This is a genomic window from Franzmannia qiaohouensis, from assembly GCF_031451695.1.
GTDB lineage: Bacteria > Pseudomonadota > Gammaproteobacteria > Pseudomonadales > Halomonadaceae > Franzmannia > Franzmannia qiaohouensis.
The window spans coordinates 193,777-206,086 of the sequence record NZ_JARWAM010000004.1 but is presented as its reverse complement, the minus strand read 5'-3'; the positions used below and the strand labels follow the sequence as shown (position 1 = coordinate 206,086).

General features: G+C 68.2%; 10 protein-coding genes. 5 read left to right on the top strand and 5 right to left on the bottom strand.

Annotated features, from left to right (window positions below; genetic code table 11):
• Positions 1-1,452 carry an NAD-dependent succinate-semialdehyde dehydrogenase gene (locus QC821_RS06865; RefSeq protein WP_422720057.1) on the bottom strand — a complete coding sequence of 484 codons (1,452 nt, stop codon included), beginning with the start codon at positions 1,450-1,452 and terminating at the stop codon, positions 1-3.
• Between the two features lie 170 nt (positions 1,453-1,622).
• Between QC821_RS06865 and QC821_RS06860 the strand changes: the two genes are divergently transcribed.
• The gene (locus QC821_RS06860) at positions 1,623-4,082 is read left to right on the top strand and encodes a DUF1266 domain-containing protein (RefSeq protein WP_309718756.1); all 2,460 of its coding nucleotides are present in this window, start codon (positions 1,623-1,625) and stop codon (positions 4,080-4,082) included.
• A gap of 382 nt (positions 4,083-4,464) precedes the next feature.
• Positions 4,465-4,935 (top strand): C40 family peptidase, encoded by a 471-nt coding sequence (locus QC821_RS06855; protein WP_309718753.1) that lies wholly within the window; start codon positions 4,465-4,467, stop codon positions 4,933-4,935.
• On the opposite strand, the gene QC821_RS06850 is transcribed toward QC821_RS06855, so the two are convergent.
• Entirely contained in the window at positions 4,923-5,813 is an 891-nt protein-coding gene (locus tag QC821_RS06850) for a LysR family transcriptional regulator (protein WP_309718751.1), read from the bottom strand. The two genes, QC821_RS06855 and QC821_RS06850, sit on opposite strands and share 13 nt — an antisense overlap.
• A gap of 87 nt (positions 5,814-5,900) precedes the next feature.
• On the opposite strand from QC821_RS06850, the gene QC821_RS06845 reads away from it, so the two are divergent.
• Entirely contained in the window at positions 5,901-7,088 is a 1,188-nt protein-coding gene (locus QC821_RS06845; protein WP_309718748.1) for an MFS transporter, read from the top strand.
• 150 nt (positions 7,089-7,238) lie between these two features.
• Here the strand turns inward: QC821_RS06845 and msrA are convergent, their stop codons facing one another.
• Entirely contained in the window at positions 7,239-7,847 is a 609-nt protein-coding gene (gene msrA / locus QC821_RS06840; RefSeq protein WP_309718745.1) for a peptide-methionine (S)-S-oxide reductase MsrA, read from the bottom strand.
• Positions 7,848-8,056: 209 nt separating this feature from the next.
• On the opposite strand from msrA, the gene QC821_RS06835 reads away from it, so the two are divergent.
• Positions 8,057-10,249 (top strand): FAD-dependent oxidoreductase, encoded by a 2,193-nt coding sequence (locus QC821_RS06835; RefSeq protein ID WP_309718743.1) that lies wholly within the window; start codon positions 8,057-8,059, stop codon positions 10,247-10,249.
• A complete protein-coding gene (locus QC821_RS06830) occupies positions 10,249-10,887 on the top strand; it encodes a CDP-alcohol phosphatidyltransferase family protein (protein WP_309718741.1) in 639 nt (212 codons plus the stop codon). The genes QC821_RS06835 and QC821_RS06830 overlap by 1 nt, the downstream gene beginning before the upstream one ends.
• Here the strand turns inward: QC821_RS06830 and QC821_RS06825 are convergent.
• Entirely contained in the window at positions 10,866-11,483 is a 618-nt protein-coding gene (locus tag QC821_RS06825; protein ID WP_309718738.1) for an ABC transporter ATP-binding protein, read from the bottom strand. The two genes, QC821_RS06830 and QC821_RS06825, sit on opposite strands and share 22 nt — an antisense overlap.
• Positions 11,476-12,285: an ATP-binding cassette domain-containing protein gene (locus QC821_RS06820; protein ID WP_309718736.1), complete on the bottom strand. Its 810-nt coding sequence runs from the start codon at positions 12,283-12,285 to the stop codon at positions 11,476-11,478. The genes QC821_RS06825 and QC821_RS06820 overlap by 8 nt, the downstream gene beginning before the upstream one ends.
• Positions 12,286-12,310 lie beyond the last annotated feature (25 nt).

Below are 12,310 nucleotides of genomic sequence, written 5' to 3'. Positions count from 1 at the left end.
TCACAGGCCGCCGATACACACATACTTTAGCTCAGTGAAGTCATCCAGGCCGTGGTGCGACCCTTCACGGCCCAGGCCCGATTCCTTGACGCCGCCAAACGGCGCAAGTTCGGTGGAAAGCAGACCTTCATTGACTGCTACCATGCCATACTCGAGGCCCTCCATGACATGCCAGATGCGCCGATAGTCGCGGGCATAGAAGTAGGCGGCGAGGCCGAACTCGGTAGCGTTGGCCATGGCGATGGCCTGTTCGTCGGTGTCGAAGCGGAACACCGGTGCCAGCGGGCCGAAGGTCTCCTCGCGGGCCACGCGCATCTCGGCGGTGACGTCGGCGACCACGGTGGGCTGGAAGAAGGTGCCGCCCAGGGCGTGCGGTTCGCCGCCACACACCAGCCGCGCGCCTTTCTCCAGGGCATCGTGGATATGCGACTGGACCTTGTCCACTGCCGCGGCATTGATCAGCGGACCCTGCATCACGCCCTCATCGAGGCCGTCGCCGACCTGGAGCTCGGCGACCCGGGCAGCGAGCTTTTCGAGGAAGGCGTCATAGACGCCGTCCTGGACCAGGAAACGGTTGGTGCATACGCAGGTCTGCCCGGCGTTGCGGAACTTGGAGGCGATGGCGCCCTCCACCGCGGCGTCGAGGTCGGCGTCGTCGAAGACGATGAACGGCGCATTGCCGCCCAGCTCCATGGAGGCCTTCTTGACCGTAGTGGCGCACTGCGCCAGCAGCCTCTTGCCGACTGGCGTCGAGCCGGTGAAGGAGACCTTGCGCACCCGCGGGTCGCTGGTCAGCACCTCGCCGATGGCGGCCGGTTTCTCGGCGGTGACCACGTTGAGCAGGCCGGCGGGAAAGCCGACCTGCTCGGCCAGGCGCGCCAGGGCCAGGGCGGTCAGCGGCGTGGCCTCGGCGGGCTTGATCACCACCGGGCAGCCGGCGGCCAGCGCCGGGGCGCACTTGCGGGTGATCATCGCCAGCGGGAAGTTCCACGGGGTGATGGCCGCGACCACGCCGATCGGCTCGCGCAGCACCAGCAAGCGCTTGTCGGCGCCGTGGCTGGGCAGCGTCTCGCCGGCCATGCGCTTGGCCTGTTCGGCGTAGAACTCGATGAAGCTGGCGCCGTAGGCGACTTCGCCGCGGGACTCGGCGAGCGGCTTGCCCTGCTCCAGGGTCATCAGCCGCGCCAGATCCTCCTGGTGGGCCATGATCGCCTCGAACCAGGCGCGCAGCAGCGCACTGCGCTGCTTGGCCGGGGTCTTGCGCCACGCCGGCCAGGCCGCCTCGGCGGCGGCCACCGCGTCGCGCGCGTCCTCGGCATCGAGGTCGGGTACTTCGGCGAGCACGTCGCCGTTGGCCGGGTTGGTCACTGCGAAGCGCCGCTCGGCGTCGCGCCAGTCACCGGCGATGAATGCCTTGTCGATCATCAGATCGGGAAGAGACGATATGGGCATGGAGCCTCCTGGAGGGTAGATCTCGACGATTGTTATCATAATTGACGTGCTGTGCAATATATAAAACGCTCAATATTCAATTGACCTCGAACCATCGGCGCCCTGTGCGCTTTCGGCTACACTAGGCGCCGATTTATGCATTGCCGTCTTTCGTCATATCGAGGTGAGCCTTGGTCGATCCCCTGAATGCCTGGTGGGCGCAACAACTGGTGCTGTGTGGTTGGGCCTTCGAGCCTGACCCGACGGCCGTGTCGGCGGAGCTGGCCAGCGAGCGGCTGGTGCACCTCGGGGTCGAGGAGCGCAGCGAGCTGGGCTGGCGGCTGCTCGAGGCGTTCACTCCCGGCCAGCCCAACCCGCTGTGCCAGCTAGACGCCCTGGAGCTGCTGGCCCTGGCGGCAGCGGCGGGCTGGCTGCCCACCGAGCAGGTGCGCGCCTGGGTCAAGCGGCTGGGTGAGGAGATCTGTACCCACCATCGCGACCTCGACGACTGGCTCAAGGCGCTGCTGGCGGCACGCAGCGGCGAGGGCTGGGTGCGCGGCGACGATGGCTTTTACGAGGCCTGCGAGGCCCTGGCGCGCCTAGAGCAGGACGGCGATGGCGTGACCTGGGAAATGCTGGCCGCCCGCCTGGCGCGTCGCGAGTCGCTGGCAGCGCTGTGGCCGAGCGCTCCGGGGGAGTCGGTGTGGCGGCTGCGCGCGGCCTTCGCTCCGACCCTGGCGCTGCCGCCGAGCCCGGGGCTCGACTGGCCCGATGTCGCCACCTGGCTCGGCGAGGTGTGGCAGGTACATGACCGCGACGAGCTGATCCGCCTGATGCTCTGGCTGGCCGGGCAGGGCGACCGCTATGGCTGGGACCTCGATGCCAGCCGCCTGCTCGAGCAGGACCCCGACCAGCGCCAGGCGTGGCTGGCCGGTCTGCAGGATGCCAAGCCCTACGGCCATGTGCTACTGACCTTCGTGGCGCGCGGCGAGCCACTGGAGTGGGCGGCCTGGGACTGGCTGCGACTGGTCGAACTGGCCTATGCCGGCTGGTGCCTGGAGTGGCTAAGCCAGCAGGAGGCCGAGGACTTTGCCGGCCACGCCCTGGATCTGTTGTCGCGGCGCTATAGCGACTGGCTGGCGCTGGCCAATGCCTACCAGCGCGGGCGCAGCCTGTTCGACGGGCGCGACCTGAGCGGCGAAGTGACGCGCGATTGGGCGCTGCTGCTGCAGTCGCCGGAAAGTCCGTGGCGCGAGCCGCTGGCCGGCCTGCTCGATGAGCCGCTGCGCGAACGCAGCCGCGCGGCGATGCGCGCCTGGCGCCGCGAGCCGCGTCACTGGGTGCTGGCACTGGCCTCGATCCGCGAGCCGGACCTGCTCTTCCGCCAGGGTATCGCGCCGCCGCCGAGTGCCGCACGACGCGACGATGCCCGCGGCTACCTGCGCGAGACCCTGGGGTTGTTTCCCGATGACGGCGCCGACGGGCTGCGCCGCTACTGGTTGCCGGCCCAGGCCCATCACCTCAATCAGCTGGCTGCCGATGCCAGCCATTCGGCGCTGCCCAGAACCCACACCCCGTTCGGCGAACCGCAGCCAGCGGCAGTGGCCCAGCGCAACGCCCTGGCCGCCTGCAGCCGCCACGCGGCAACCATTCATATGGCCGAAAAGTACGCCTTCTACCTGCAGATGACCCTGGATAGCGACGAATTCGACGCCGCGGCGCTTGCCGATCAAGCCGAGTCGCTGCGCGGCGTGCTGTGCCGCTTCTATCCCGATGCGCGACGCTTGCTGAGCGCCTGGGCCGCCTGGGAGAGCGTACTGCCCGACGGCGACGGGCCGCTGCTGAGCCATGAAATCTGCTGGCACCGCGACGATCCCGGCAGCCCCTTCCATTGGCTGGACTGGACGCCGGGCGCCTGGCACGAGCCCGGCGATCGCCCCAGCCTGCCGCGCTTCACCGCGCTGGCCCTGGTCGGCCCGCTCAACACCAGCGCTTGGAGCGAACCGTTGCCCGAGAGCCCCCGCGAGTGCGAGGCGATCCGCGAGTGGCTCGACAGCCACTACGGCCTGCATGGTCCCGAAAGCGTGGCCGAGTTCCTCGACTTTCTGCTCGGTTCCGGCGACCGCCAGGAGTACCAGATCAACTACGCCCCCTACACCCTCAACGCGGCGCGGCTGGCCTCCGAGATCGCCACCCTGGAATCCGACGACTGCGGCGAGGAGGAGCGCAACCATCTGCTGCGGCTGGCTCGGGTGCGCGACAACGAGGATGGCTGCAACGACATCGACATGACCGCCTGGGACGTGGCCCAGGCGGTGGATCTGGCGATCGCCGCACGCCAGTTGAACTGGCTCGACGAGGCGGCTTTCGCCGCCGCGCTGGAGCGCGCCATGCGGCTGGCCGGCGAGCACTACGGCGGCTGGTCGGCCTACGCCCGCGGCCTCTACGCCGGTTTCTCGTTCTTCATGGGCGAGACCGCAGAGCGGGCGGACTTCCTGGCCAGCTTCCGCGAGGCGCTGGTGGCCTGGCTGACCGGAGCGCCGCCGCTGGCCGGCGCCTGGGCGAGCCTCGACTTCCCCGGTGCGCGCCCGCGGCACTGGGCGCCGATGCATATTGATACTCTCCCGGGGGATGCGCGTACCCTTCATTAACGAAACGTTACCTTCCCGGCTGTCGCCAGACGCCATAACATGGATTATATTCATCAGGTTATTGTCAACAGGCGCTTCCTGTCAGGCGCTTGATCTTTCTTGGCATCGGACCGCTGACAGGCCGCTATGGACGTGGTACGTCGGGCAAACGCCCTTGGCACCACTTCCACAGCGATGTCATATCGCCCCCCCACATGCTGCTAATGCGTGATGGAGGCGAAGCGCGGTTCGCGTATTCGTGAACGAGGTCGCTGGAATGTTGCGTATTGCTGGCGTATGTCTGCTTGTTGCTATCGTGGCTGGCTGTGCTGGAACGCCCCAAGAAGAGCCCCCCGCCGATTACTTCGGTACATCCCTGCCGTCTCTCGACCATGACCCACTGATGTCGCCGGTCGACAACCCGAACCGCGAACTGCGCAGTTTCCAGCGCCCGTCACCGGCGCTAGTGCGCCAGGCGCTGCTGGCTCAGCACGAGCGCTGGGTGGGCACCCCCTATCGCCTCGGCGGCGAGGGCCAGGCCGGCATCGACTGCTCGGCACTGATGCAGCACGTCTTCAACGACAGCTTCCGCATGGACCTGCCGCGCACCACCGAGTCCCAGGCCCTGCAGGGCAGCCGTATCGAGCGCAGCGAACTGCGCCCCGGTGACCTGGTGTTCTTCCGCCCGCCGGGGCCCTACAACCACGTAGGGGTATATGTCGGCGACGGCTACTTCCTGCACGCCTCCACGTCCCAGGGGGTGATTCTCTCCGAGATCGACAACGTCTACTGGCAGCGCCACTACTGGCAGTCGCGGCGGCCCATGGAGCAGACCCAGCTGGCCCAGCGCGCGGCCTGGCGTCAGCGCGGCTGATCGGGATGCTCGAGCACGAAGTCGACGAAGGCCTGCTCGGCCCGCGACAGGCCGCTGCCACGGGCCCAGGCCAGGGACAGCGCTAACCATGCCTTGGGGGCGAATGACACCGCGGCAAGCCCCGGCTCATCGATCACCCGGCGCAGGAAGGTGGTAATGCCGAAGCCCTGGCGAACGATGGCCTTGGTCAGCGGGATCAGGTTCGACTGAAATGCTACGTCGGCATGGTGTCCGCCGGTTTCGGCCAGGGCATCGACGAATTCGCGGTGGAAATAGCCGTCCTGAAACAGCACCAGCGGCTCGCTGAAGAAGTCCGCCGGTGAAACGCTGGCGCGCCCCGCGAAAGGGTGGTCCTCCGGCACGCACACCACCATCTCCTCGCGCAGGAAACGACGCCGTTCCAGCCCCTGGCTGGTGGCATCGTCGATCACCACGCCCAGATCCAGCTCGCCTGCGTTGATCATGTGCTGCAGGCGACGCGTGCCGGCCTCGACCACCGTCAGGCGGATGCCCGGGTGGCGCGCCTTGAAGCCCATCAGCAGCGGCGGAAAATAGTAGGAGCCGAGCATCGACGGGATGCCGATACGCACCTCGCCCTTGACCAGGCCGTGCAGCTCGCGCATCGCCAGGTGAGCGGCCTCGGCGCGCTCGAGCAGTGCCTTGGCGTGGGCGTAGAGCGCCTCGCCCTCGGCGGTGAGGCTGATGCGCCGCTCGTGGCGATGGAACAGGTTGAGCTCGAGGCGCTTCTCGAGATTGGCGACGGTCTGGCTGATCGCCGACTGAGCGACGTGCAGTTCACGGGCGGCGGCGCTGAAGCCGCGCTGGTCGGCGACGCTGACGAAGCACTGCAGGGCGCGTAGATCGAAAGGCAGGCGCATAAGCAAATCCGATGGCGGCTATCAAAAGTTGCTGTTTGGCTTATTGATACAAGGCATTGATCATGCCCTTCCCACTCGGAGACGTCCATGATCGAAGCCCATAGTCGCGCCTGGTGGCGTGCTACCCTGGCCCTCTGCCTGGGATCCTTCACGGTATTCATCAATCTCTATGCGCCGCAGCCGCTGCTGCCCGAACTGCGCCAGGTGTTCGGTATCTCGACCCTGGCCGCGGGGCTGGTGATGTCGGTGTCGACGCTGACCCTGGCGCTGGCGCTGCTGGTATTCGGCACGCTCTCCGATGCCATCGGTCGGCGCGGCATCATGCTGGTGACCTTGCTGCTGACCACGCTGTGCAGCCTGGGGCTGGCGCTGGCGCCGGACTACCACACCCTGCTGTGGCTGCGTGCCGTTCAGGGCTTCGTGCTGGGCGGCCTGCCGGCGGTAGCGATCGCCTGGATGGGCGACGAGTTCGACAGGCGCGCGCTGATGCTGGCGGTCGGGCTATATATCAGCGCCAATACCCTGGGTGGCATCGGCGGCCGGGTAATGGGTGGCTTTGCCGCCGATCTGGGCGGCTGGCAGGCCAGCTTCGCTACCGTGGGGGCAGTCAGCGTGGTATGCGTGGCGCTGTTCTGGAAGCTGCTGCCCAGGTCGCGTCACTTCGAGCCGCAGCCGTTCCGCCTGACGGTGGCGCTGGGCTCCATCGCCGGCCACCTGCGCAATCCGCTGCTGCTGGGCGCCTACCTGCTCGGCGGGCTCAACTTCATGGTCTTCATCAACCAGTACAGCTATATCACCTTCCGCCTCAGCGAGGCGCCCTTCGGCCTCACGACCCAGTGGCTGGGAATGATCTTCGTTACCTACCTGGGGGGTACCCTGGGCGCCTCGCTGTCGGGGCGGGCCGCCCAGCGGCTGTCGCAGCCGCGCTGCATGATGCTGGGTATCGCGATATTTGCCGCCGGCACCCTGCTGACCCTGGCCGGCTCGCTGGCGGCGATCGTCATCGGGCTGACGGTCAACGCCTTCGGCTTCTTCTTCGCCCACTCGACGGCCTCGAGCTGGGTAGGGCGCCAGGCCAGGACGGCCCGCGGCAGCGCCTCGGCGCTCTACCTGGTGTTCTACTATGTCGGCGCCAGCCTAGGCGGCTTCTACCTGGAGCCGTTCTGGCAACTGGCCCACTGGTGGGGCGTGGCGCTGGCCTCGTGGCTGGTGCTGGCGGCGACCCTGGCGTTGGCGGCATGGCTAGGCCGCCAGGAGCGCCGCCTGGCGGGCTGAGGTTAGGCTTTGTCCGAAAAGTGCCTGCGCTTGGTCATACGGCGTTAAAAATCAGCTCAAAGTACTCATTTACACCCCGTAAACTCCGTCTTTTCTCTGATTTTTGCCTTGTCTGACCTTCGCTCGTCGACTTTTCAGACGAAGCCTAGGCTACAAGCCGCCGGCTTCATCACCCCAGATCTCCTCGAGGCGCTCTTCACGGCCGCAGGCCGACTTGTAGAAGCGGTAGCGCAGCGGGTTCTCCTGGTAGTAGTTCTGGTGGTAGTCCTCGGCCGGGTAGAAGGTCTCGAAGTCATAGATCCGGGTCGCGATGGGCTGGTCGAAGCGCTCGGCTACGGCATCGCGGCTGGCCTCGGCAAGGGCGCGCTCCTCGTCGCTGGCGGTGAAGATCGCGCTACGATAGGCCTCGCCGGCGTCGCAGAACTGACGGTCTTCAACGAAGGGGTCGATGTTGCGCCAGAACACGTGCAACAGCGTCTCATAGTCGACCTGCGACGGGTCGTACTCGACCTTGACCACCTCGGCATGCCCGGTGCCGCCGGCCACTACCTGCTCGTAGCTGGGGTTCTCGACGTCACCGCCGCTGAAGCCGGAGGTGGTGGCGAGTACGCCGTCGACGGCGTCGAAGAACTCCTCCACGCACCAGAAGCAGCCACCGGCGAAGACCGCCTCGGCGGACGACTGGTTGGCCTCCTCGGCGTGGGCAGCGAGTGGCAGCAGGGCGAGCAGGGCGTAGCGAAGCGGACGAATCGGTGGCATGGTAATTGACCGGTTGCGGGACGATGCCTGCTTTGATGGCCTCATGGCATAGGGGTTCCCGAGTTACCTGCGGCCGCCGCTGTAAGGAAGCGAGGCCCCAACGCGACTTAGCGCCAACCTGAATGCGCAGTTTCCTCTAAGAATAGGACGCCGGGGGGGCGTGCGTAACCTGAGGCCCAGGCAGGTACCCTGATCATGGAGAGACGAGCTTGGCACAACGACGACTGTGGATCCTGGCCGGCATCACGCTGGTAGTGGCGGCATTCTTTATCAGCGGCGCGCACCAGTGGCTGACCCTCGACAACCTAAGGGCCAATCAGGCCGAGTTCCAGCGCTGGTTCGGCGAGCGGCCGCTGCTGGTCGGCGGTGGGTTCTTCCTGATCTACATGCTGATGGCCGGGCTGTCGCTGCCCGGGGCGACGCTGCTGACGCTGCTCGGCGGGGCGCTGTTCGGCTTCGGCTGGGGGCTGTTGATCATCTCCTTCGCCAGCAGCCTGGGCGCGACCCTGGCTTTCCTGATCGCGCGGACCCTGGCCCGCGGCCCGCTGGAGCGGCGCTTCGCCACCCAGCTCGATAGCATCAACCGCGGCATCCAGCGCGAAGGTGCGCTGTATCTGTTCACCCTGCGCTTGATTCCGCTGTTCCCGTTCTTCGTCATCAATCTGGTGATGGGGCTTACGCGAATGAAGGTGGCGACCTTCTACTGGGTCAGCCAGCTGGGCATGCTGCCGGGCACGGCGGTGTTCGTGAACGCCGGCCGCGAGCTCGGCAGCCTCGACTCGCTGGGCGGCATCCTGTCGCCGACGCTGATCGCATCCTTCGTGCTGATCGGGCTGTTTCCGCTGCTGGCACGCTTCACGGTGGAGGCTATCAAGCGTCGTCGGCTGGCCAAGGCCTACCACCGGCCGCGCAGCTTCGACTACGACATCGTGGTGATCGGTGCCGGCTCGGCGGGGTTGGTGGCGAGCTATATCGCCGCGGCGGTCAAGGCGCGGGTAGCGCTGGTCGAACGCGAGGCCATGGGCGGCGACTGCCTGAATACCGGCTGCGTGCCCTCCAAGGCGCTGATTCGTGCCGCGCGTGTCGCCCATGAGGCGCGCCAGGCCAAGCGCTTCGGGGTCCACCTCGGTGAGCCCGACATCGATTTTCACGGCGTCATGGCCCACGTCCACGAGGCCGTCGCCAAGGTCGCGCCCCATGACAGCCCGGCCCGCTATAGCAGTCTGGGCGTGGATGTGGTGCACGGCGAGGCGCACCTGCAGACGCCTTGGGAGGTGCGCGTTGGCGAGCGGGTGCTGACCAGCCGCCATGTGATCATCGCCAGCGGTGCGCGTCCGCGGGTGCTGCCGCTGCCGGGCATCGCCGCCGACGAGATACTGACCTCCGACAACCTGTGGCAGCTCGAACGGCTGCCCGAGCGGCTGGTGGTGATCGGCGGTGGGCCGATCGGCTGCGAACTGGGCCAGAGCTTCGCGCGGCTGGGTAGCCGGGTAAACCTGGTCGAAGGCGCCGCCCAACTGCTGCCGCGGGAGGATCGCGACGTCGCCGAGGCGCTCGAGGCCGGGCTGCGCGAGGAGGGCGTGGCACTGCATCTGGGCTGTCGCGCGGTGGCGGTGGAGCCTGGCCCCAGTCACGCCGACCGCGGCAAGGTGCTGGTCATCGAGCGCGGCGACGGCAGTCAGGCACGCCTCGTCTTCGACCGCCTGCTGATGGCGGTGGGGCGCGAGGCCAACGTGACCGGATTGGGACTGGAGGCGCTGGGGATTGCCACCCGTGCCAACGGCACCCTCGATGTCGACGAGACCCTGCGCAGCGTGCACCCCAATATCTGGGCCTGCGGCGACGTCGTGGGCCCCTACCAGCTGACCCACGCCAGCGCCCACCAGGCGTGGCACGCCACGGTCAACGCCCTGTTCGGCGAGGTCAAGCGCTTCGCGGTCAGCTACCGGGCGCTGCCGGCGGTGACCTTCAGCGACCCCGAGGTGGCACGGGTCGGGCTCAGTGAGCGCGAGGCCGAGGCGCGCGGGGTGGAGTACGAGCTGACCCGCTACGAACTCGGCGAGCTGGACCGCGCCATCGCCGACGGCCACGACCGCGGTTTCGTCAAGGTGCTGACGGTGCCCGGCAAGGATCGTATCCTCGGTGCCTGCGTGGTCGGCCACGGCGCCGGCGAGCTGCTCGCCACCTTCACCCTGGCGATGACTCGCAATATCGGCCTCAACAAATTGTTGGCGACGATTCATCCCTACCCAAGCTATTCGGAGGCGGCCAAGGCCAGCGCCGGTGTGTGGAAGAATGCCCACAAGCCCGAGCGTGTGCTCGACTGGCTGGCGCGCTATTTCCGCTGGCGGCGGCGCAGCGGCAAGCCGCTTCTGATCGATGCCCGTGAGGAGCGCAGCTGATGCTCGATCGCTGGACCATGCCGTTGACCCAGGCGCCGCTTGGATGGATGGCTGCAGCGCTGGCACGGCGCGGCGTGCGGCCGGATCAGGTCAGCGTGGCGGCCTTCGCGGTGGGCATGCTGGCGCTGCCGCTGCTGGCGCTGGAGTGGTACCTGCCGGCGCTGGTGGCGATCCTGCTCAACCGCCTCGGCGATGGCCTTGACGGTGCCCTGGCGCGGCACACCCAGCGTGCCAGCGATGCCGGCGGCTTTCTCGATATCGGCCTCGATTTCGTCTTCTACGCCGCGGTGGTGCTGGGCTTTGCGCTGGCCGACCCGGCGGCCAACGCCCTGGCCGCGGCGCTGCTGCTGTTCGCCTTCATTGGCACCGGCACCTCGTTCCTGGCCTTCGCGATCATGGCCGCCAAGCACCGTCTGGAGCGGCCGCGCTTCGAGTCCAAGGCCTTCTATTACTTGCACGGGCTCACCGAGGGCACCGAGACGCTGTTCGCCTTCGTGCTCTTCTGTCTGTTTCCCCAGCACTTTGCGCTGCTGGCCACGCTGTTCGCGGTGGCCTGTCTGATCACCACCGCGACCCGACTGTGGGGCGGCTATCACACCCTGCGTGCCCAAGCGTCTCAGGACGAGGCGAACAGCTGACCCTGCTCCAGCCGCACTCGGTGCTGGCAGAGCCGCTGCAGCAGCGCCGGATCGTGGCCGATCACCAGTACTCCCAGGCGTCGCGCTTGGGCCTCCTCGCCCAGCGCTTGCCATAGCGCCGCCTGGGTGATGGCGTCGAGCATCGAGGTGATCTCGTCGGCGATAAGGTAGCGTACCCCGGGCGCCAGGCCGCGCAGCACCACCACCCGCTGCAGCTCTCCGCCGGACAGCTCGTGGGGGTAGCGCTCGAGCCAGGCGTCGTCGATGCCGAAGCGCCGGCGCTGCGCGGCGCTCGGCGACCAGGCCTCATTCAGCACGCGGCCGATGCGCCAGCGCGGATTGACCGCCAGCTCCGGCACCTGGGGTAGCCACTGCACAGGGTGCAGGCCGCGCCGCGGCAGCGCTGTGCCGTCGAGCCGCAGGCTGCCGCGGCGGGGGGCGAGATGCCCGGCCAGTACTCGGCCGAGGGTCGACTTGCCGGACCCCGAGGCGCCGCTGAGTCCGAGCCACTCGCCGGCTGCCAGCTGCAGCGAGATCCCGCGCAGCACGCTCTCGCCGCGCCGATAGCCGACCGTGACGTCGCAGGCTTCAAGCAAGCTGGGTGGCCTCCCGGGCAGCGGGGCGGGCGAAGTCGTTGTCGGGCAGGGCCCGCCACAGGGCCCGGGCGTAGTCGCTGGCCAGCGCCTCGCCGCGGCCGTGGAAGGCCGTGGCCGGCGCGGTTTCCAGGGTGGTGCCGGCGTGGAACACCGTGACCCGGTCGGCCACGCGCAGCGCATGGCGCAGATCGTGGGTGATCAGCAGCACGCCCTTGCCGGTGTCGGCCACCCGGCGCAGCTGGTCGAGCACGCCGTCGCGCTGTTGCGGGTCGAGGCCTACGCTGGGTTCATCGGCGATCAGCCACTCGGCGTTGCCGGCGGTGGCCATCGCCAGCAGTACCCGCCGCGCCATGCCGCCGGAGAGCTGATGGGGGTAGCGTCGCGCGCTGTCGCCGACCAGGCCGAGTTGCGCCATGGCGCGCTCGGCCGCCGCCCGCGGCGCGGCGGCACCGCCACGCTGTGCCGCCCAGGCGACCTGACGATGGCTGCGCACCAGCGGGTCCAGCGCCGCCAGCGATTGCGGAATCAGCGCCAGGCGCTTGCCGCGCAGCGCCGCCTGGCGTGCCGCGTCCAGCGGCTCGCCGTCGAGCCACAGTTCACCGCGGCGCCGGGTGTTGCCGGGCAGTAGACCGATCAGGGCCTGGGCCATCAGGCTCTTGCCGGCCCCCGAGGCGCCCACCACCGCGTGGAGCTCACCGCGGGCCAGGGTCAGCGATACGTCGCGCAGGCAGGTAACCGTCTCGCGGCGCCACAGGCCGCGGTAGCGCAAAAAGTCGAGGGCGAGTTGGCGGATCTCGAGCATGGTCAGGCTCCGCTTGACGAGGTTG

Bases quoted from the DNA above. Each gene is read 5' to 3' on its own strand.
- QC821_RS06820 (WP_309718736.1), bottom strand. From the start codon at position 12,285: ATGCTCGAGATCCGCCAACTCGCCCTCGACTTTTTGCGCTACCGCGGC.
- QC821_RS06830 (WP_309718741.1), top strand. From the start codon at position 10,249: ATGCTCGATCGCTGGACCATGCCGTTGACCCAGGCGCCGCTTGGATGG.
- msrA (WP_309718745.1), bottom strand. From the start codon at position 7,847: ATGCCACCGATTCGTCCGCTTCGCTACGCCCTGCTCGCCCTGCTGCCA.
- QC821_RS06865 (WP_422720057.1), bottom strand. From the start codon at position 1,452: ATGCCCATATCGTCTCTTCCCGATCTGATGATCGACAAGGCATTCATC.
- QC821_RS06845 (WP_309718748.1), top strand. From the start codon at position 5,901: ATGATCGAAGCCCATAGTCGCGCCTGGTGGCGTGCTACCCTGGCCCTC.
- QC821_RS06855 (WP_309718753.1), top strand. From the start codon at position 4,465: ATGTCGCCGGTCGACAACCCGAACCGCGAACTGCGCAGTTTCCAGCGC.
- QC821_RS06850 (WP_309718751.1), bottom strand. From the start codon at position 5,813: ATGCGCCTGCCTTTCGATCTACGCGCCCTGCAGTGCTTCGTCAGCGTC.